General features: G+C 62.4%; 14 protein-coding genes. 10 read left to right on the top strand and 4 right to left on the bottom strand.

What is annotated here, in order from left to right; all coding sequences use genetic code 11:
- Window positions 1-170: 170 nt before the first annotated feature.
- From omp10 to NKJ01_RS00965, 6 genes are all read left to right on the top strand, one after another.
- A complete protein-coding gene (gene omp10 / locus NKJ01_RS00990; protein ID WP_023759745.1) occupies window positions 171-548 on the top strand; it encodes an outer membrane lipoprotein Omp10 in 378 nt (125 codons plus the stop codon).
- A 186-nt stretch (window positions 549-734) separates the two neighbouring features.
- On the top strand, window positions 735-2,738 hold the full coding sequence (locus NKJ01_RS00985) for a bifunctional metallophosphatase/5'-nucleotidase (protein WP_023759744.1): 2,004 nt from the start codon (window positions 735-737) through the stop codon (window positions 2,736-2,738).
- A gap of 135 nt (window positions 2,739-2,873) precedes the next feature.
- Window positions 2,874-3,938 (top strand): ferrochelatase, encoded by a 1,065-nt coding sequence (hemH, locus tag NKJ01_RS00980; RefSeq protein WP_352725293.1) that lies wholly within the window; start codon window positions 2,874-2,876, stop codon window positions 3,936-3,938.
- A 63-nt stretch (window positions 3,939-4,001) separates the two neighbouring features.
- Window positions 4,002-5,246 (top strand): NAD(P)/FAD-dependent oxidoreductase, encoded by a 1,245-nt coding sequence (locus NKJ01_RS00975; protein ID WP_352725291.1) that lies wholly within the window; start codon window positions 4,002-4,004, stop codon window positions 5,244-5,246.
- 88 nt (window positions 5,247-5,334) lie between these two features.
- Window positions 5,335-6,285 (top strand): SPFH domain-containing protein, encoded by a 951-nt coding sequence (locus tag NKJ01_RS00970; protein ID WP_023759741.1) that lies wholly within the window; start codon window positions 5,335-5,337, stop codon window positions 6,283-6,285.
- Between the two features lie 77 nt (window positions 6,286-6,362).
- Window positions 6,363-6,827, top strand: a complete 465-nt coding sequence (locus tag NKJ01_RS00965; protein ID WP_352725289.1) for an NfeD family protein — start codon at window positions 6,363-6,365, stop codon at window positions 6,825-6,827.
- 4 nt (window positions 6,828-6,831) lie between these two features.
- On the opposite strand, the gene NKJ01_RS00960 is transcribed toward NKJ01_RS00965, so the two are convergent.
- Window positions 6,832-7,833, bottom strand: coding sequence for a KpsF/GutQ family sugar-phosphate isomerase (locus NKJ01_RS00960; protein WP_352725487.1), 1,002 nt, complete (start codon window positions 7,831-7,833; stop codon window positions 6,832-6,834).
- A gap of 249 nt (window positions 7,834-8,082) precedes the next feature.
- On the opposite strand from NKJ01_RS00960, the gene NKJ01_RS00955 reads away from it, so the two are divergent.
- Window positions 8,083-9,876 (top strand): outer membrane beta-barrel protein, encoded by a 1,794-nt coding sequence (locus NKJ01_RS00955; protein ID WP_352725288.1) that lies wholly within the window; start codon window positions 8,083-8,085, stop codon window positions 9,874-9,876.
- A 53-nt stretch (window positions 9,877-9,929) separates the two neighbouring features.
- Here the strand turns inward: NKJ01_RS00955 and galU are convergent, their stop codons facing one another.
- Window positions 9,930-10,832, bottom strand: a complete 903-nt coding sequence (galU, locus tag NKJ01_RS00950; RefSeq protein ID WP_502905834.1) for a UTP--glucose-1-phosphate uridylyltransferase GalU — start codon at window positions 10,830-10,832, stop codon at window positions 9,930-9,932.
- A gap of 208 nt (window positions 10,833-11,040) precedes the next feature.
- On the opposite strand from galU, the gene NKJ01_RS00945 reads away from it, so the two are divergent.
- Together NKJ01_RS00945 and NKJ01_RS00940 are read left to right on the top strand one after the other, a co-directional pair.
- A complete protein-coding gene (locus NKJ01_RS00945) occupies window positions 11,041-12,261 on the top strand; it encodes a lytic murein transglycosylase (protein ID WP_352599633.1) in 1,221 nt (406 codons plus the stop codon).
- 77 nt (window positions 12,262-12,338) lie between these two features.
- Window positions 12,339-13,553, top strand: a complete 1,215-nt coding sequence (locus tag NKJ01_RS00940; RefSeq protein ID WP_352725286.1) for an SGNH/GDSL hydrolase family protein — start codon at window positions 12,339-12,341, stop codon at window positions 13,551-13,553.
- 30 nt (window positions 13,554-13,583) lie between these two features.
- On the opposite strand, the gene NKJ01_RS00935 is transcribed toward NKJ01_RS00940, so the two are convergent.
- Entirely contained in the window at window positions 13,584-15,038 is a 1,455-nt protein-coding gene (locus tag NKJ01_RS00935) for a glutamate synthase subunit beta (protein WP_352725284.1), read from the bottom strand.
- 140 nt (window positions 15,039-15,178) lie between these two features.
- On the bottom strand, window positions 15,179-19,930 hold the full coding sequence (gene gltB / locus NKJ01_RS00930) for a glutamate synthase large subunit (protein ID WP_352725282.1): 4,752 nt from the start codon (window positions 19,928-19,930) through the stop codon (window positions 15,179-15,181).
- A gap of 487 nt (window positions 19,931-20,417) precedes the next feature.
- On the opposite strand from gltB, the gene NKJ01_RS00925 reads away from it, so the two are divergent.
- Entirely contained in the window at window positions 20,418-21,467 is a 1,050-nt protein-coding gene (locus NKJ01_RS00925; RefSeq protein ID WP_023759731.1) for a threonine aldolase family protein, read from the top strand.
- The last annotated feature ends 52 nt before the right edge of the window (window positions 21,468-21,519 follow it).

Raw genomic sequence — 21,519 nt, 5'->3', positions numbered from 1 at the left:
TCCATTGCCTTGCAATCGCCCGGAAATCGGGCGATTGAAGGGATGCGGACGAGAGCGACGCGTGCCCGTTTGAAGGCACGATGTACGCTCTGGAAACTTGGATGCGCGCATCGTGCTTTCCGAAAATCGATTCCGATTTTTCGGCCGATGCGAGAGGAGAGGATTTTCACATGACTTTTGCGCGCAAAGTTCTTTCTATGAGTTTGGCGGGGGCCATTGTGGCGATGCTTGCTGCTTGTGCCACCAGTGGCCCCGACGGACCGCCGATGGCGGCGTCGCCGAAAGGCGTTGAAGGCTCCTGGATCGATGCCAAGGGCACCGGCCTGTCGACCTTCACCGGCGGCACCTTCACAACCGTCGCCACCGACACAGGCCAGAAGCTTGCCGATGGCAGCTACACGATGACCGGTGCCACTTCGGTACAGATCAACGGCACCTCGCTAATCCGCCAGACGCCAGTCAGCTTCAACTGTCTGATGGTTTCGACAAGCCAGCTCAACTGCACCAGCTCCAGCGGCCAGAATTTCGTGCTGACACGACGCGTCTGAACCTGCTGGCATTCGCTGACCACGGACGGCGGCCGATTGGCCGCCGTCCTTTTTACGCCGGCAAAGTTCCCGGATTTCCGCTTGCGTCATCCGGGACGCGATGGGAACATGGCCAAAGCGCCGACTGTTATGTTCCAGTCAAGCAAGAGCGTTAAAGGCGTCTGATCAGCTTTCCGGGAGACGAAGATGAAGAAGCTTGCTGCCGTTGCCGCCCTGTCCGCCTCAGCACTCGGCCTGTCGGCCGGCGCATCCTTTGCCGACTACACTTTGAACATCTTGCACATCAACGACTGGCACAGCCGCATCGAAGGCAACAACAAATACGAGTCGACCTGCTCGGCCGACGAAGAGACCAAGGGCGAGTGCATCGGCGGCGCGGGCCGGCTGATCACCGCGATCGCCCAGGAACGCAAGAAGCTGGATGGTCAGAACGTGCTGCTGCTCAGCGCCGGCGACAATTTCCAGGGCTCGCTTTTCTACACGACCTACAAGGGCAAGGTCGAAGGCGAGTTCCTCAACCAGATGAAGTTCGACGCCATGGCGCTCGGCAACCATGAATTCGACGACGGCGAAGCGGCCTTGGCGCCGTTCCTCGACATGATCGAATTTCCGGTGCTGGGTGCCAATGTGAAGGCCAATGCGCAATCCAAGCTCGGCGATCGCGTCAAGCCGTCGATCGTCGTCGAGGTCGGAGGCCAGAAGATCGGCATCATCGGCGCGATCACCAACGACACGCCGGAGCTCGCGTCCCCCGGTCCCAACGTCGCCATCGAGGACGACGTCAAGTCGATCACTGCCGAGGTCGAGAAGCTGAAGGGCGAAGGCGTCAACAAGATCATCGCCGTGACCCATATCGGCTACAAGCGCGAGCGCGACGTCATTGCAAAAATCCCGGGCATCGACGTCGTCGTCGGCGGCCACAGCCATTCGCTGCTGTCGAACACCGACCCCAAGGCTGAAGGCCCCTACCCGACGATGGTCGACAACCCGGACGGCTACAAGGTGCCGGTCGTGCAGGCGGCGTCTTATTCGAAATATCTCGGCGAGTTCAAGGTGGTGTTCGACGACAATGGCGTCGTCAAATCGGCCAGCGGCGACCCCATCTATCTCGACAAGTCGATCACGCCCGATCCGGCCGTGCTCGCTCGCATCAAGGAGCTTGGCGCGCCGATCGAGGCGCTAAAGAACAAGGAAGTGGCCGAGACGACCGACGTGATCGACGGCAGCCGCGAGAGCTGCCGCACGCGCGAGTGCGCGATGGGCAACCTCGTCTCCGACGCCATCCTGGACCGCGTCAAGGGACAGGGGGTCGAGATCGTCATTTCCAATGGCGGCGGCCTGCGCGCATCGATCGACAAGGGCACTGTGACCATGGGCGAGGTGCTGACCGTGCTGCCGTTCCAGAACACGCTGGCAACCTTCCAGATTTCCGGCAAGGACCTGGTGGCCGGTCTCGAGAACGGCCTCAGCCAGGTCGAGGACGGCGCCGGGCGCTTCCCGCAGGTCGCCGGCCTGAAATACACCTTCGACAGATCCGCCGCACCCAATGCCGGCCGCGTCAAATCGGTGGAGGTCATGGAAGGCGGCGCCTGGACGCCGCTCAATCCGGACAAGGACTATCTGGTCGCCACCAACAATTATGTCCGCCAGGGCGGCGACGGCTACAAGGTCTTCGCCGACAAGGCGAAGAACGCCTACGATTACGGTCCAGGTCTTGAACAGGTGGTTGCCGACTATCTCGGCGCCCACCGGCCGTACACGCCGAAGCTCGACGGCCGCATCACCGAGATCGCGGCGACCGTCGCGGCGGCACCCGCGGCCGAACCAGCCAAGCCTGCGGAAGCGGCCCCGGCAATGCCTGAACTTCCGGCCAACTCGGGTGATATCGCCAACACACCGCCGGCCGTATCGACAGAGACAGCGCCAGCCGCGCCTGTCGCACCGGCCGAGCCGGCAAAACCGGCTGAAGCAGCACCGGCTCCTGCCCCTGCGGCACCGGAGCCGGCAAAGCCCGCCGAGCCCGCACCGGCCGAAAGCAGCCATGTCATCGTTGCCGGCGATACCTACTGGGATCTGGCGGTGAAGGCCTATGGCGACGGCACCAAGTGGAAAGTCATTTCGGACGCCAACAAGGGCTACGAGCCGCGCCGTCTTCCGGTCGGCGCAACGCTGACCATCCCGCCGAAATAGCATCGCTTCTATGCCTGAAAGACACCGCCCGCCCGAGAAACCGGGCGGGCGTCCTGTTTTCGAGCTAAGGTGCGGCCAGACGCTGCATTGAAAGTGCCCACAAGATGGTTAGGTTCGCGTCTCCCGGAGAACCCTATGACGCTGTCCACCCCTGTCGATCGCAAGGCCGCGAAGGCACTTGGCCCATTGCCCGCCGGACATCCGCCAGTCAAGGCGGGCAAGATCGGCATCATGCTGGTCAATCTGGGCACGCCTGATGGCACCGATTTCAAGTCGATGTGGCGCTATCTCCGAGAATTCCTCTCCGACCCGCGCGTCATCGAGCTCAACAGGGCGATCTGGTATCCGATCCTCTATGGCCTGGTGCTCACCAGGCGGCCGAAGACGTCGGGCGCCAACTATGCCCGGATCTGGAATCGGGAGAAGAACGAGTCACCGCTGCGCACCTATACCCGCGGCCAGGGCGAGAAGCTGGCCGAAGCGCTGCGCGACCTGCCCGATGTTATCGTCGATTGGGCGATGCGCTATGGCAATCCTTCGACCGAAAGCGTTGCCCAGCGTCTGGTCGAGCAAGGCTGCGACCGTATTCTTGCATTCCCGCTCTACCCGCAATATTCGGCGACGACCACGGCAACCGCCAACGATCAGCTGTTTCGCGCCTTGATGAAGATGCGCCGCGCACCGGCCATCCGCAGCGTACCGCCTTACTATGACGAACCGGTCTACATCGAAGCGCTGGCGCGCTCGATCGAACAGCATCTGGCGACGCTTGATTTCGAGCCGGAAGTGGTCATCACCTCCTATCATGGCATCCCAAAGCCCTACTTCGAGAAGGGTGATCCCTATTATTGCCATTGCCAGAAGACGACGCGATTGTTGCGTGAACGGCTCGGCTGGGATGACAAGAAACTGATCATCACCTTCCAGTCGCGCTTCGGCGCGCAGGAATGGCTGCAGCCCTATACCGACAAGACGGTAGAGAAACTTGGCAAGGACGGCGTGAAATCGATCGCCATCGTCAATCCCGGCTTTTCCGTCGACTGCATCGAGACGCTGGACGAGATCGGCCGCGAGGCGGCCGAGACCTTCCATCATGCCGGCGGCAAGAACTTCGCCCATATCCCGTGCCTCAACGACAGCGCCGAGGGCATGGCAGTGGTCGAAGCGATGGTGCGGCGCGAACTGTCCGGCTGGGTCTAAAGCAATTCTGAACCGGAACAACACAAGCTCCGGGGCGTTAAGGCGCGCCCTCCGGAGAATTCGATGCCTCGCAAGCTCGACCTGAGAACCGGCCGGCCCGTCTGGTCCGCCTATCGCGCGCCTGCGGTGCCGACGGACAGCCTGATCCGGGACGTCAAGACGGATGTGCTGATCGTCGGCATGGGCATCAGCGGAGCCATGATGGCGGAGGCCCTGACGGCGCAAGGCCATGCGGTAATCTGCATCGACCGGCGCGGCCCGCTGAAAGGCTCGACATCCGCGACCACTGCGCTGGTGCAATTCGAGCTCGATCAGCCGCTTTCGACGCTTTCAAAGATAATCGGCAGTGCCTCGGCGAACCAAGCCTGGCGACGCTCGCGGCTCGCCATTTCCAATCTTGCTGCCCGCATCGCCGAACTCGGCATCAATTGTAGTCTGAGCCGCACGCCGTCGCTCTACCTGGCCGGCACCTTGCTCAGCCCATCGCAGCTGCGTGACGAGGCCGACGCGCGGCGGCAAGCCGGTATCGGCGCGGCCTATCTCACACCAGCGCCGCTGGCGGAGAAGTTCGGCATCGATCGCAACAGCGCCGTCCTCAGCCATGGCAATATAGCGCTCAACCCGAGCAAGCTGACGGCCGGGCTGCTGCTCAAGGCCCTAGAGCGCAAGGCAGGTCTCTACGCCCCCGCCGAAGCGACGGCGATCGTCGACAAAGCCGACGCGGTAGTGGTCGCAACCAGGGACGGCCCGGCCGTCACCGCGCAACATGTCGTGCTTGCCACCGGCTACGAACTGGTCGATATCGTGCCGGCGACTGCCCACCAGATCCGCTCGACCTGGGCGATCGCGACACGACCGCAACCGCGAAAGATCTGGCGGCAGGCAGCCTTCATCTGGGAGGCGTCGGACCCCTACCTCTATATGCGCGCGACGGCCGACGGCCGGGTCATCTGCGGCGGCGAGGACGAGGATTTTGTCGACGAGGCGCGGCGCGACGAGCTGATCGGCGACAAGAGCGCACGCATTGCCGAAAAGCTTGGCCGGATATTTCCGCATCTCGACAACAGGCCTGAATTCGCCTGGACTGGTTCTTTCGGCACCACGACCACCGGCCTGCCCTATATCGGCGCCATTCCCAGCCACCCTCGTATCCATGCCGTGATGGGCTACAGCGGCAATGGCATTACCTTCTCGCAGATCGCTTCCGAGATTGTCTCGGCTTCGATCAACGGGCTGGACGACATGGATGCAAGGCTGTTTTCTTTCAACCGTAAGTCGCAATCCGACAAACAATGCATCATCACCTGATTGTAACGCATCTGAAATACACTTAAGCCTTTGGTGAAGTCGGCTGCGCGAGAATGGCTTGTGCGGCCTTCGTCTGGGGGAGAGCCAAATGGATTTCAGTGGTTTCGATATTGCGGTTGGTGCACTTGCCCTTCTGGTATTGGTGCTTCTGATCAAAGGCATAAGGACGATCCCGCAAGGCTACAATTATACGGTGGAGCGCTTTGGCCGCTACACCAAGACACTGAGCCCGGGCCTCAATTTCATTTTCCCGTTCGTCGACCGCATCGGCGCCAAGATGAACATGATGGAGCAGGTGCTTGACGTTCCAAGCCAGGAAATCATCACCCGCGATAACGCCATCGTCGGTGTCGATGGCATCGCCTTCTACCAGATCCTCAATGCGGCTCAGGCCGCCTACCAGGTTGCGGGTCTGCAGAACGCCATCCTCAACCTGACAATGACCAACATCCGCACCGTCATGGGTTCGATGGATCTGGACGAGCTTTTGTCGAATCGCGACGCCATCAACGAGCGGCTGCTGCGCGTCGTCGATGAAGCAGCGCATCCGTGGGGCATCAAGATCACGCGCGTCGAGATCAAGGACATCAACCCGCCGGCCAACCTCATCGAATCGATGGGCCGGCAGATGACGGCGGAACGCAACAAGCGCGCGCAGATCCTCGCAGCCGAAGGCCTCAAACAATCGCAGATCCTCGAAGCCGAAGGCCGCAAGGAAGCCGCCTTCCGCGACGCCGAGGCACGCGAGCGTTCGGCTGAGGCGGAAGCCCGCGCCACGCAGGTGGTATCGGAAGCAATTTCCAAGGGCGACGTACAGGCGCTGAATTACTTCGTTGCCCAGAAATACACCGAGGCATTGGGTAAGATCGGCACCGCCACCAACAGCAAGATCGTGCTGATGCCGTTCGAGGCGTCGTCGCTGATCGGCTCGCTCGGTGGCATTGGCGAGATTGCCAAGGAAGTCTTCCGCAGCGAAGGCACGACCGGCGCGCAAAGACAGGCCGCACGCCCGCCAGTCGTGCGCCCAAGCGACAACTGAGATCGTCGGAGCATGACCCCGAAAAGTGGAAATCGATTTTCGGAAAATGTCATGCTCAAACAAGAAGAAACACACCCATGATCGACCGCATCATTTTCGAACTTGGCCCGTGGAACTGGATGGTTCTCGGCTTCGCCCTACTGGTGATGGAAATCATCGCGCCCGGTATCTTCATGCTGTGGATCGGCATCGCCGCCCTGATCATCGGCGCCGTGTCGCTACTGATCTGGGACACCGGTTTCTGGACCTGGCAGGTTCAGGTCCTCGCCTTCCTGGCGCTGTCGCTGGTCTCGGCCTATATCGGCAAGAAGCTGGTCGGCAGTCGCAATGATCCGACCGACCAGCCGCTGCTCAACCGCCGCGGCGCGCAAATGGTCGGCCGTATGGCGACACTTGCCGAACCGATCCGGGATGGACGTGGCCGCATCAAGCTGGGCGACACGCTGTGGCGTGTCTCCGGTCCGGATCTGCCGGCCGGCACGCAAGTGCGCGTGACGGGTGCGGCCGACACCGATCTGGAACTGACAGTGGAGCCCGTCTGAACGTTCAGGCCGCGCCGATCCGCAAGAGATCGTGCAGGTGGATGAGGCCGACTGGTCTCCGGCCCTCCACCACCATCAGGCTGGTGATGGCTGAATTGTTGATCGTCTGCAGCGCCGTTGCCACCAATGTATCCGGCGCCGCCGTCTTCGGTCCTTTCGTCATCACCTGATCCACCGTCATTGCCAGCAGATTGCTGCCTATATGACGGCGGATGTCGCCATCTGTGATGATGCCGACCAGCGCACCGTCGGCGTCGGTGATCGCCACGCAACCAAATCCTTTGCGCGACAGTTCCAGGATAGCGTCCTGCATGCCGGTGCCCGTGACCACCAGCGGCAGCCTGTCGCCGACATGCATGATCTCGCGGATCTGCGTCAGGTTGGCGCCGAGCTGGCCGCCTGGGTGAAAGGTACGGAAATGGTCCGGCGTGAAGCCGCGTGCTTCGAGGAGAGCAATCGCCAGCGCGTCACCCATTACGAGTTGCAGCAGTGTCGATGTCGTCGGTGCCAGGCCATGCGGGCAGGCCTCTGGCGCGCGCGGCAAAAGCAGCACCACATCCGCCGCTCGCGCCAGCGCTGATGTCTCTCCGGCGGTTATGGCGATAAGCGGAATGGAAAAGCGCCTGGAATAGGCGACGATGCCCATCAATTCCTTGCTCTCGCCCGACCACGACATGGCGATGATGGCGTCGTCCCTGGCGATCATGCCGAGATCGCCGTGATTGGCTTCGGCGGGATGGACAAAGAAAGCCGGCGTGCCGGTCGAGGCCAGCGTCGCCGCGATCTTCGAACCGATATGGCCGCTTTTGCCGACGCCAGTGACGATGAGACGGCCTTCAATCCCGGAGATCATGTCGACGGCTTGGCAGAAAGGCCCGGCCAATCCGCTCTCGAGGGCCTCGGCAAGGGCTGCGACACCAGCTTGTTCTGTCGCCACCGTCCTCAGCGCCGAAGCGATCGACGCTTGCCTGTCCAAAGGCTTGTTGTCAGGAGATCCCGCATGCATGGCTGATGCGATTAGCGCTTTGCCGGAGCGCTGTCCAACGGAAATGGCCGCAGGCATGTCGTCCGAATGTTTGCGGCGGTTTGCGATAGCGACAGGCATGGAGACAAAAGGCTTACACGGGCCGTATAAACCCCTTGGGAAATCAGCGCTTCAGGCGGCCGGCGGCCCGCCTCCTCAACCCTCCGTTAACCATCCCCATTTACGGTTCGGTAAGTATGGCGCGCGTGCGCCGCGCAAGCAGTGGTGGCGATGTCCCGGGTCCAGCCAGAAAAATCGACAGGACGAAAGGGCAAGGCGGCCTGCGCGTTGCTGCTGGCGACCAGCATGTTTGCCCTGCTGCGCCCAACGGCGCTCCATGCCCAGGAAACGGAACTGCGCGGCGAGGTTTCGGAATCGGCGATCCTGTCCGACCAGCAGCGCAAGGCGAGGCAGCTAGCCCAAGCAGCGCAGGGTCAGGCGCAGACCAACGCCGCGCAGGACGACGCGTCGGCCCGCACCTATCTGCCGGCCAGCGCCGGCGCTGTGCCTGACGACACCGATGCCGCCGATGCAACCGCGGACGGCAGTATTTTCGGTCCGCCGGAGGTCACCGGCGACACCCCTGCCGGCATTCAAGCGCCGCAGAAGCCTCGCCGTCGCGCATCGACCGCCGGGCAGAATGCGGCTGACCAGACCAAGGACAAGGCTGCGGACAAGTCTAGAAAGAAAAAAAAGTCGACGGCAACAGCCACCGACATCACTGCTTCCACGACCGCCTCCACGACGGACGCCAGCGACAGCGCTGACACCCCCGATGAGGAGACGGCCAACCGTCGCGCCCTCACCATCGACAGCGCCGACAAGCAGAAGCTCGACCCAGGCGCAAAACGCACGGATGCCATCGAAGGCCAGAAAAAGAAGCCGGAGGATGACCCGTTCGCCGCCACCGGCGTCAAATGGGGCTCCTTCGTCATCCGGCCGACGATCGAACAGGGCCTGACCGCCACGTCGAACGGCGATTCGAGCAATGCCGGCAAGTCGGCACTGCTGTCCGAGACGGCGCTGCGCTTTTCCGCCGCCTCCGACTGGCGCGAGAACTCCGCCACGATCGACGGCTATGGCCTGTTCCGCGAGACCGTCTCGGGTTACCCCGTTCACAACGAGCAAGGGCGCATCGAAGGCCAGCTCAATGTCGACCTCGACAATGAACTGCGCGCCATTGCCAAGCTCGGCTACGAGGCCGTACCGGAATCGGCATCCTCGCCTGACGCCATCGCGGGCGTCAGCAAGCAGCCGCTGCGGCAGACCGTCAACGGCAGCCTCGCCGTCGAAAAACACATCGGCAAGATGCAGTACACATTGACCGGTGCGGTCTCGCACGACTTCTACGGCGACGCCAAGCTTTCGAACGGCACCTCGCTGTCCCAGAAGGATCGAGACTCCACGCTCTACACCGCGACCTTGCGCACCGGCTACGAGATCTCCCCCGCCCTCACCCCTTTCACCGAAATCGAGGTCGGCCGTCGGGCCTATGATCAACGCATCGACAATGAAGGCTTCGAGCGCTCGTCGACGCGGCTCGGCGCCCGCGCCGGCCTTGCGCTCGACATGGGTGAGAAACTGTCAGGTGAATTCTCGGCCGGCTGGCTCAGGGAAGCGATCGATGACAAAGACCTGGATGCGATTTCGGGTGCCACCGTCAACGCCGACCTCAAATGGTCGCCCGAACGCGGCACCACGATCGGCCTGACCGGGCGGACCACCGTCGAGCCCACGACCACAGCCAATGAAAGCGGCGATATCCTCTATTCCGGCCGCCTGACCGCCGAACGCCAGATTCGCGCCAACCTCACCGGAAATGCGGCTTTGGGCCTGGACTGGCGTGACTATGTCGGCATCGACGGCCACGACAGGATCTGGAGCGCCGAGGCGGGCCTGACCTGGTGGCTGAACCGCTATGCCGGCCTGACGACAAGGGTGAGGACCGAACAGCTGACCAGCAATTTACCGGGCCGCGACTACACCGCCAACAGCATCTTCCTCGGTGTAAAACTGCAGAGATAGGAAAGCTAGCCAGGCGCAGTCTGGCAAAGCGATATGTCGCTAGCTCGACAGCCTTAAGCGACCCCGAGCCGCTCCGATGGTCTTATCTCATCGAGAAGTGTGCGGATCACGCCGGCCATGTTCCCGTTCATGTCGCTGCGCCACAGTGCGAAGGCGACATTTGCCTCGACAAAACCTTCCGGCGACCCGCAATCGAACGTGCGGCCCTGATAATGGTAGCCATAAAAGGCTTGCTGCTTCTCCAGCTTCAGCATCGCGTCGGTGAGCTGGATCTCGTTGCCGGCGCCCTTTTCCTGGCCTTCGAGGATATTGAAGATCTCGGGTTGCAGGATGTAGCGGCCGTTGATGTAGAGATTGGACGGCGCGGTGCCGGTCTTCGGCTTTTCCACCATCTCGGTGATGCGGAAGCCGTGATGCGTGTCCTCGCCACGGCCGACGATGCCGTATTTGTGGGCTTCGGCGGGATCGCATTCCTGCACGGCGATGATGTTGTTGCCGGTTTCCTCGTACAGATCGACCATTGCCTTCATGCAGCTCTTCTCCGACTGCATGATCATGTCGGGCAACAAAAGCGCGAACGGCTCGTCGCCGACGAGCTCGCGGGCGCACCATACGGCGTGGCCTAGCCCCATCGGCACCTGCTGGCGCGTGAAGCTGGTCTGCCCCGGCGCCGGCTGCAGCCGTTGCAGGCGGGCAAGCTGGTCGTCCTTGCCACGCTGGGCCAGCGTGTCATAGAGCTCGAACTGAATGTCGAAATGGTCCTCGATGACGGCCTTGTTGCGGCCGGTGACGAAGATGAAATGCTCGATGCCTGCCTCGCGCGCTTCATCCACCACATACTGGATGACTGGTCGGTCGACGACGGTCAGCATTTCCTTGGGGACGGCCTTGGTGGCCGGGAGAAACCGCGTGCCGAGACCGGCGACCGGGAACACTGCCTTGCGAACTCTCTTCATGCAGTCAATTATCCGCTTGATGGCTAGCTCCGCAACCCCCGTTGCAAGACATTTTCACGCCGGAATTGAGGATTACTGGGCGACAGGGCTAGAGCGATCGCCGGAAAGCTTCGAGACGTCTTTTCGTTCCCGGCGGCGCCTATGGTAAACTAATTCCTAACCTGGTTCGGCGATGAATGGTCTTCCTGAGACAGAGAAGGAGGAAAAGATGTCCGTTCGCAATGCCGCAAAACGTTTTACCAGCGTCATAGCGGCAGCCAGCCTCTCGCTCGCCCTGCTGATGCCTGGCCCCGCTTTCGCCGATGCCGGCTTCCGGCAATGGGTTGCCGGCTTCCGCGCCACCGCCGTGCAGAGCGGCGTTTCCGGCGCCCTTTACGACCAGGCCTTCAGGGACATCCGGGATATTGACCCGGTGGTTCTGGAAAAGGCGCGCACGCAGCCTGAATTCACCGCCCCTGCCTGGGACTATTTCGACAACCGCGTCCATGACCAGTCGGTCTCGGTCGGCCAGCAGATGGCCAGGAAATGGAAGCCGTGGCTGGACAGGATCGAGTCAAGGTTCGGCGTCGACCGCCACATCGTGCTGGCCATCTGGTCGATGGAATCGAACTATGGCGAGATCCTCAAGCGCGACGACATCATGCGCAACGTGGTCCGCTCTCTGGCGACCTTAGCCTATGCCGATCCGAAGCGCGCGAAATTCGCCCGCACCCAGCTGATCGCCGCGCTGAAGATCCTGCAGACCGGCGATATCGACGAAAGCCATCTGAGCGGATCGTGGGCCGGCGCCATGGGCCACACCCAGTTCATCCCGACCAGCTATCTGCACTATGCCGTCGACATGGACGGCAACGGCAAGCGCGACATCTGGAATTCGATACCCGATGCGCTGGCGACCGCCGCCAACCTGTTGGAGAAGAATGGCTGGCAGGCCGGCAAGACCTGGGGCTATGAGGTTGTGCTGCCTGCCGGCAAGCTTCCCGGCGGCTCCAAGACGCTGTCGCAGTGGCAGGCTCTCGGCGTGGTCAGGGCCAACGGAAAGCCGTTCAAGAACGGCTCCGACAAGGCAACGCTGAAAGTGCCGGACGGCCGTAGCGGGCCGGCTTTCCTGATGATCAAGAATTTCTCCGTCATCAAAGCCTACAACAACGCCGACAAATATGCGCTTGCCGTCGGTCTTCTTGCCGACGAGATCGCCGGCTCCAGCGGTCTCGTGCAGGACTGGAAGAGGCCATTCACCAAGCTCACCTTCGAGGAAAGGCAAGAGCTGCAGAAGCGGCTTTCCCAGCACGGCCTCTACGACGGCAAGTTCGATGGCAAGATCGGCGACGGCTCGAAGTCAGCCATCATGGCCTTCCAGGCCAGCGCCGGCTTGACCCAGGATGGCTATCCGAGCATGGAAGTGCTGAAGTGGCTCCGGCAGAAATAGAGCCGCATACAGTGCCGCGCGGCCCTTCGGGCGCGCAAAGGACACTGTAGCAATCTGCCAAGGGATGGAGGAAACGATTGGCTTCGGCTGCGCGCATCGCAGGGCTTGTTCGTCGCATGCCGGTGCTCATTCTGGCCGTAATCGTGCTCGCCGTCGGTGTGGCCGGCATCTATCACGCACCTGCAATGGCGCAGGAGCAGCAAGACCGCGGCTGGTCGTTGCGCGACCTTCTGTTCCCGCGCCGCAGCGAGCGGTTCGAGCCGCCGCAGGATATCCAGAAGGCAAGGCCCAGGCCGATGGTGAAAAAACCCCGCGCGCCCCGCCCGCCCGCGGAACCGGAAACCCCTGTGGTCGAAAAGGCGCCGGACGCCCGCGCCGTCCTGGTGGTCGGTGACTTCATGGCAGCCGGTCTCGCTGAAGGCCTCGACACCGCCTTTGCCGAGAATGCCGGCGTCAGGATTGTCGTGCGCAGCAATGGATCGTCCGGCTTCGTGCGCGACGACTTCTACAACTGGCCCGAACAGATCAAGTCGTTGATCGAGACCGAAAAACCCGCCACCGTGATCGTCATGCTTGGCTCCAACGACCGCCAACAGATGAAAATCGGCGACATTCGCGAACTGCCGCGGTCCGAAAACTGGACCAAGGAATATGAGCGTCGCGCCGACGCGTTCGGCAAAGCCATTACGGAGACCAAGGTGCCTTTCCTTTGGGTCGGCATGCCGGCCTTTCGGGTACAGAAGATGACCTCCGACATGCTTGCCTTCAACGACATCTACCGTCAGGCGGCCGAAAGCCATGGCGGCGAATTCGTCGATATCTGGGACGGCTTCGTCGATGAGAACGGTGCCTTCGTCACCAGCGGCCCCGACATCAACGGCCAGCCGGTGCGACTGCGTGCCGATGACGGCATCAACGTTTCGAAGGCAGGCAAGCGCAAGCTCGCCTTCTATACCGAAAAGCCGCTGTTGAAGCTCCTCGGACTGACCGCGCCGGGGAGCTCGGTCACGGCATCTGCCCCCGCAGGCGCTCCCGTGGAGGCGCCGGCGCCGGCCGCGGCCCCCATTGTCATCGACCGAACCGCACCGATGCTGCTCAGCGATCCGGCACTCGATGGCGGCACCGAGCTGCTTGGCGCGGCACCGCTGCCGAAGGCTAATCCGGACCTGCCGGGTGAAAAGCTAATAATCGAGGGCAAGGCACCAAACGCCTCGCCCGGCCGCGCCGACGATTTCTCCTGGCCGCCGAAGGCTACCACCGCGACCGACACCACGACCGCGATCAGTCGTTAGTATCGCAGAGCGGCTCTGAGGCCGTTTGGCTCAGCGCGGCAGAACGCTCGACCCCATTAGCGCCTCGTCGATCGATCGTGCCGCCTGGCGGCCCTCGCGGATCGCCCAGACGACCAATGACTGGCCGCGGCGCACGTCGCCGGCCGCATAGAGCCTGTCGACGCTGGTCCTGTAGTCACGGTCGTTGGCCTCGACATTCCTGGAGCGGCGGTTGTCGGTGACGATCTTCATCTTACCGTCCAGCTCCGTCGCCACGCCGACCTTCGCCGGTCCGGCAAAACCGATAGCGATGAAGGCGAGATCGGCGCGTATGACGAATTCGCTGCCGGGGATCGGCTTGCGCTTCTCGTCGACCTCGCAGCACTTGACGCCGGTCAACTGGCCTTCCTCGCCGATGAATTCGAGTGTCGCCACCTGGAATTCACGCTCCGCGCCTTCCGCTTGCGAGGACGAGGTGCGCATCTTGGTCGCCCAGTAGGGCCAGACAGAAAGCTTGTCTTCCTTCTCCGGCGGTTGCGGACGGATGTCGAGCTGGGTGACGCGCACCGCGCCCTGGCGGAAAGCGGTGCCGACGCAGTCGGACGCGGTATCGCCGCCGCCGACAACGACGACATGCTGACCGCCGGCGATGATCGGATGCGACGGCCACGCCACAGACTGGATCGGCTCGCCGCCGACACGCCTGTTCTGCTGCACCAGATAGGGCATCGCGTCATGCACGCCGCCGAGATCGTCGCCGGGAATACCGGCCGCACGCGGCGTTTCCGACCCGCCGCAATAGAGCACGGCATCATGTTCGGCGAGCAACTCGGCAACCGGCTTGTCGACGCCGACATTGACGCCGCAGTGGAAGGTGACGCCCTCGCCCTGCATCTGCTCGATTCGCCGGTCGATATAGTGCTTCTCGATCTTGAAGTCGGGAATGCCGTAACGCATTAGCCCGCCGGGCCGGCTCTCGCGCTCATAGACATGGACGTCATGGCCGGCGCGGCCGAGCTGCTGGGCAGCCGCCATGCCGGCCGGGCCGGAGCCAATGACGGCGACACGCTTGCCGGTCTTCTTCTCCGGCGGATAAGGCCTGATGTGGCCGGTTTCATAGGCCTTGTCGGCAATCGCCTGCTCGACCGTCTTGATGGCGACGGGGATGTCCTCGAGGTTCAGCGTGCAGGCTTCTTCGCAGGGCGCGGGGCAGATGCGGCCGGTGAACTCCGGGAAATTGTTGGTCGAATGGAGGTTGCGGATCGCGTTGTCCCAGTCGCCATTATAGACGAGGTCGTTCCAGTCGGGGATCTGGTTGTGGATCGGACAGCCGGTCGGCCCATGGCAGAACGGAATGCCGCAATCCATGCAGCGCGCGGCCTGTTTCTCGACCTCCTTGTCCGACATCGGCAGCGTGAATTCACGGAAATGCCGGATGCGGTCGGAGGCCGGCTGGTACTTGTGTACCTGCCGGTCTATTTCAAGAAAGCCTGTTACCTTGCCCATAGTCCAGTTCCTGCTGTCCAGATGGTGCGGTTTTCGCCGCACCCGTTAACCTCTTGAGGCAGCCGTGGCAACCTTTCGCACGAGGTCAAACTGTCGATGAAGATGGGCCGGGCGACCTGGGCCTCCCGGCAACTTCAAGTCTATTCCGCCGCCACGCCCATGCGCATGCGTTCCATCTCGATCAACGCGCGGCGGTATTCGACCGGCATGATCTTGCGGAATTTCGGCCGGAATGTCGTCCAGTCGTCGAGGATCTCGCGACCGCGCACCGAACCAGTGTAGTGCACATGGTTCGAGATCAGCTGATAGAGCCGCTCCTCGTCATGGCTGGTCATGTCGCCTGACACGTCGACGCGTCCCTTGTGGTCGAGGTCGCCGCCGTGATGCAGCAGCCTTTCCATCAAATCGTCTTCTTCCGGAACCGGTTCCAGCTCGACCATCGCCATGTTGCAGCGCTCAGCGAAATCACCCGCTTCGTCGAGCACATAGGCGACGCCGCCCGACATGCCGGCGGCGAAGTTGCGGCCGGTCTGGCCGATGACGACGACGATGCCGCCGGTCATGTACTCGCAGCCATGGTCGCCGACGCCTTCGACGACAGCCGCCACGCCCGAATTGCGTACCGCGAAACGCTCGCCGGCGACACCGGCGAAATAGGCCTCGCCCTCGGTCGCGCCATAGAGCACCGTATTGCCGACGATGATGGAGTCAGCCGCGACGATCTTGGCCTCTTCTGGCGGCCGGATGACGAGGCGTCCGCCCGACAGGCCCTTGCCGACATAGTCGTTGCCTGCGCCGACAAGCTCGAACGAGATGCCGCGCGCCAGGAAGGCGCCGAAGGACTGGCCGGCGGTGCCGGTCAGCTTCACCGAAATCGTGTCCTCGCGCAGGCCCTTGTGCTTGAAACGCTTGGCCACTTCGCCCGACAGCATGGCGCCGGTCGAGCGGTCGACATTTCGGATGTCGACCTCGATCTTGACCGGCTGCTTGCTTTCGAGCGCCGGCTTGGCCAGTTCGATCAGCCTGCGGTCGAGCACGTCGTCGATCGGATGCTTTTGCCGCTCGGTCCAGTGCACCGCTTCATGCGGCGCATCCGGCTTGAAGAACATCTTCGAGAAGTCGAGCCCGCGCGCCTTCCAGTGCACGATCAGGTCGCGCTTTTCCAGAAGGTCGGTGTCGCCGATGATCTGGTCGATATGGGTGTAGCCCATCTCGGCGAGCAGACCGCGGACCTCTTCCGCAACGTAGAAGAAGAAGTTGATGACATGCTCAGGCGTGCCCTTGAAGCGCTTGCGCAGCACCGGATCCTGCGTCGCGACGCCGACCGGGCAGGTGTTGAGATGGCACTTGCGCATCATGATGCAGCCGGCCGCGATCAGCGGCGCGGTCGAGAAGCCGAACTCGTCGGCGCCGAGCAGCGCGCCGACGATGACGTCGCGCCCGGTGCGCAAGCCGCCGTCGACCTGCAGCGCAACGCGTGACCGCAAGCCGTTCAAAACCAGCGTCTGGTGCGTCTCGGCGAGACCCATTTCCCACGGGCTGCCGGCATGCTTGAGCGAGGTCAGCGGCGAGGCGCCGGTACCGCCATCATAGCCCGAGATGGTGATGTGGTCGGCGCGCGCCTTGGCCACGCCCGCCGCAACCGTGCCGACGCCGACTTCCGACACCAGTTTGACCGACACGTCGGCCGCCGGATTGACGTTCTTCAAGTCGTAGATCAGCTGCGCCAGATCCTCGATCGAATAGATGTCGTGATGCGGCGGCGGCGAGATCAGGCCGACGCCCGGCGTCGAATGCCTGACCTTGGCGATGGTGGCATCGACCTTGTGGCCGGGCAGCTGGCCGCCCTCGCCGGGCTTGGCGCCCTGCGCCACCTTGATTTGCATCATGTCGGAATTGACGAGATATTCGGCCGTGACGCCAAAACGACCCGAGGCGACCTGCTTGATCGCCGAGCGTTCGGGATTCTTGCCGCCGCCAGGCAACGGCAGATAGCGGTCGGCCTCCTCGCCGCCCTCGCCGGTGTTCGACTTGCCACCGATCTGATTCATGGCACGCGCCAGCGTCGTGTGCGCTTCGCGCGAGATCGAGCCGAACGACATCGCCCCGGTCGAGAAGCGCTTGACGATGTCGGCCGCCGGCATGACGTCGTCGAGCGCGACCTTCTTGCGGCCGGTTTCCTCGGCCAGCTTGATCCTGAACAGGCCGCGAATGGCCTGTGCGCGGGCCGTCTCGCTGTCGATCTGGGCGGAATAGTCCTTGAACGTCTCCCACGATCCCTGGCGCACGGCGTGCTGCAATGTGGCGACCGCGTCGGGCGACCACATATGCGCCTCGCCGCGCATGCGGAACATGTATTCGCCGCCGACCTCGAGGCTGTTGCGCAGCACCGGGTCGTTGCCGAAACCGTCATTGTGGCGGCTGAGCGTCTCGGTCGCGATCTCGTCCAGCCCGACACCTTCGATCAGCGTAGCGGTGCCGGTGAAATATCGCTGCACGAAATCGGTCTTCAGCCCGACGGCGTCGAATATCTGGGCGCCGCAATAGGACTGGTAGGTCGAAATGCCCATCTTGGACATCACCTTGAGAATACCCTTACCGATCGACTTGATGTAGCGCGAGACGACTTCGTAGGCGTCCACTTCCTTCGGCAGTTCGCCACGCTTGTGCATGTCGAGCAGCGTGTCGAAGGCGAGATACGGGTTGATCGCCTCGGCGCCATAGCCGGCAAGGCAGCAGAAATGATGCACCTCGCGCGGCTCGCCGGATTCGACGACGAGGCCGACCGAGGTGCGCAACCCCTTGCGGATCAGGTGATGATGGACCGCGGCCGTCGCCAAAAGCGCCGGGATGGCGATGCGGTCCGGCCCGACCTGGCGGTCGGACAGGATGATGATGTTGTAGCCGCCGGCGACCGCCGCCTCCGCCCGCTCGCACAGGCGGTCGATCGCGCCTTGCATGCCTGCCGCCCCTTCGGCGGAGCCATAGGTGATGTCGATCGTCTTGGTGTCGAAGCGGTCCTCGGTGTGGCCGATGGAGCGGATCTTTTCGAGATCGCCATTGGTCAGGATCGGCTGGCGCACTTCGAGCCGCTTGCGGCGCGAATTGCCGACCAGGTCGAAGATGTTGGGCCGCGGTCCGATGAAGGACACCAGGCTCATCACCAGTTCCTCGCGGATCGGATCGATCGGCGGGTTGGTGACCTGGGCGAAGTTCTGCTTGAAATAGGTGTAGAGCAGCTTCGACTTGTCCGACATGGCCGAGATCGGCGTGTCGGTACCCATCGAGCCCACCGCTTCCTGGCCCGTCGTCGCCATTGGCGACATCAACAGCTTGGTATCTTCCTGGCTGTAGCCGAACGCCTGCTGGCGATCGAGCAGGCTGACGTCCCTACGCAGTTCGCGCGGCTCGACCGGCTTCAGATCTTCCAGGATGAGCTGCGTGTTGGCGAGCCAGGTCTTGTAGGGATGCTTGGCCGCGATTTCCGACTTGAGCTCCTCGTCGGAGACGATGCGCCCCTTCTCCAGGTCGATGAGAAGCATGCGGCCGGGCTGCAGCCGCCACTTCTTGACGATCTTCTCCTCCGGCACCGGCAGCACGCCGGCTTCCGAGGCCATGATGACGCGGTCGTCGTCGGTGACGATGTAGCGCGCCGGGCGCAATCCGTTGCGGTCGAGCGTAGCGCCAATCTGGCGGCCATCGGTGAAGACGACCGCCGCCGGTCCGTCCCACGGCTCCATAAGGGCCGCATGGTATTCGTAGAAGGCCTTGCGGTCGGCATCCATCAGCTTGTTGCCGGCCCAGGCTTCCGGGATCAGCATCATCATGGCGTGGCTGAGACTATACCCGCCCTGGAACAGGAACTCGAGCGCATTGTCGAAGCAGGCGGTGTCGGACTGACCGTCATAGGAGATCGGCCAAAGCTTCGAGATGTTGTTGCCGAACAGTTCGGAATCGACCGAAGCCTGCCGCGCTGCCATCCAGTTGTTGTTGCCGCGCACGGTGTTGATCTCGCCATTGTGGGCGACCATGCGATAGGGATGCGCCAGCTTCCACGACGGGAACGTATTGGTCGAGAAGCGCTGGTGGACGAGGATCAGCGCGGTCTCGAAGCGCGTATCCTTGAGGTCCTTGTAATAGGCACCGACCTGATAGGCCAGGAACATGCCCTTGTAGACGATGGTGCGCGCCGACAGCGACACGCAATAGGCGCCGATGTCCTTGTTGTCGTTCTCGGCATAGATCCGGCCGGATATGACCTTGCGCAGCAGATAGAGCCTGGCCTCATACTCCTCGTCGTCGGTAATGTCTGGCGTGCGGCCGATGAATATCTGCCGATGGAACGGCTCCGATGCCACGATATCAGCCGCCTTCGACAGTGACGAATTGTCGACGGGCACGTCACGGAAACCGATGAGCGGAAGCCCCTCGGATTGCGCCGATTCGGCAATGATGTCCTCGACATGGGCGCGAAGTGCCGCATCCTGCGGCATGAACCAGTGTCCGACGCCGTACTGGCCCGCCGGTGGCAGGTCGATGCCCTGGTCCGCCATTTCCTCGCGGAAGAAACGATCGGGAAGCTGCACCAGCACGCCGGCGCCATCGCCGACCAAGGGATCTGAGCCGACGGCGCCGCGATGCGTCAGGTTTTCGAGCACGGCAAGTCCGTCCTTGACGATCTGATGCGACTTCACGCTCTTCATGTTGACGATGAAGCCGACGCCGCAGGCGTCATGCTCGTTACGCGGGTCGTAGAGACCTCGGGCGGAAAAGCCGTTGACGGTGCGACCAAAGTTGGATCGGCCGATGTTGGTGAGGGACGTATTTTTGACGGTTGCCGCTTTCGTCTGCGCGGCCTGGCCGTTCGTCGCAGATTGCGTCATGTCCGTCATCTCCTGTCCTCCGTTCCCAGCCCCTCGGGCGCTGGTTTGCCTCGGCAAGCGCTTGGCTCACCCTGATCCTTGCGGCACGTCTTGCGAAATTCTTATCGGACCAGGCGGCTTTCCGCATGGTTCGTATTCGTACAGGCCAAATCGGGGCCGTCCATCTGTCGCTCGCAGCAACAGCCGGAGAGGCCCAAATGATACGCCAATCCAGCTCGTTTTGTGCGACAAAATAAGACAGCACTACTGTCCTAAATTTTTATGACAGAAATCCCGGACGCATACAAGACCGATTCACAAAAAACTTGGGCCTCTTGCGACAGAAAATTACGTGAAGCCGGGGAGAAACGTAAGGTTTAGTCGCCAATCTCTCTTCTGTCGGCTGGCTGGCTTTACCGATTTTTCGGCGCCCGGCCCCCTTGCGATCAGCATGCGAAACCGGTCAACTTCAGGCTGACTTCCCCAAAACCCGATTTCCCTAGACATAGGCAGATGAATGTTCTTCGCTTCCGACAATTGGGCAGGCGCCCATCCCAATATCGTTGCTGGCCTGTCGGCCAATGCGGGGGGCTATTCCACCGCCTATGGCGACGGTGCACTCGACCAAGCCGTCTATCAGCGCTTCAATGAGATCTTCGAACGAGAGGTCGCGGTGTTCTTCGTCGCAACCGGCACTGCCGCCAACTCTCTGGCGCTGACCGCCTATAACAAGCCTGGCGGCATCTCCTTCGCCCACCGCGAATCGCATGTCATCGAGGACGAATGCGGCGCGCCGTCATATTTTTCCGGCGGTTCGCGCCTGCATGAGATCGACGGCGCGCTTGGCAAGGTCGACCCGCACAATCTGGAACGGACCATCGGCCGTTTTGCGCCCGAAATCGTCCATTGGGGACGGCCGATGGCTGTTTCGATCACCCAGTCGACCGAGGTCGGCACCGTCTACGGGCTGAATGAAATCGAGACGATCTCGGCGATCGCCAAACAACATTCGGTGCCCCTGCACATGGATGGCGCCCGCTTTGCCAACGCGCTGGTCGCGCTCGACACCACGCCTGCCGAAATGACTTGGAAACGCGGCGTCGACATCCTCTCCTTCGGCGGCACAAAGAACGGCTGCTGGTGCGCCGAGGCAATCGTGTTGTTCGATCTTGATCGCGCCAAGGAATTGGCCTTCCTGCGTAAACGCGCCGCCCAGCTGTTTTCGAAATCGCGCTTCGTCGCCGCGCAGTTCGAGGCCTATTTCAAGGACGGATTGTGGCTGGACACCGCCCGCCACGCCAACGCCATGGCCGCGCGCCTTGCTGCGGCGATCGAGGATTCGGCCACGGCCAAGCTGGCATGGTTGCCGCAGGCAAATGAGGTGTTCGCAGTGATCAAGAAAGCCGAGGCCGAAAGGCTGCAGGCAGCCGGCGCTGCCTTCTACGACTGGCACAGGCCACATGGCTTTGACGGCCACATCAGTGAGGACGAGCTGCTCTATCGCTTCGTCACCAGCTTCGCGACGACCGCGGAAGACGTCGACCGGTTTGGCCTCATGCTCGCCTGATAGGTTTCTCCCGAAAGAGCTCGGAGCCCGTTTCGAATTAGCCTGGGCCGTG

The organism is Mesorhizobium sp. M0276, from assembly GCF_040321755.1.
GTDB lineage: Bacteria > Pseudomonadota > Alphaproteobacteria > Rhizobiales > Rhizobiaceae > Mesorhizobium.
The sequence above is the reverse complement of the archived record's forward strand: the minus strand, read 5'-3'. Positions and strand labels throughout refer to the sequence as shown.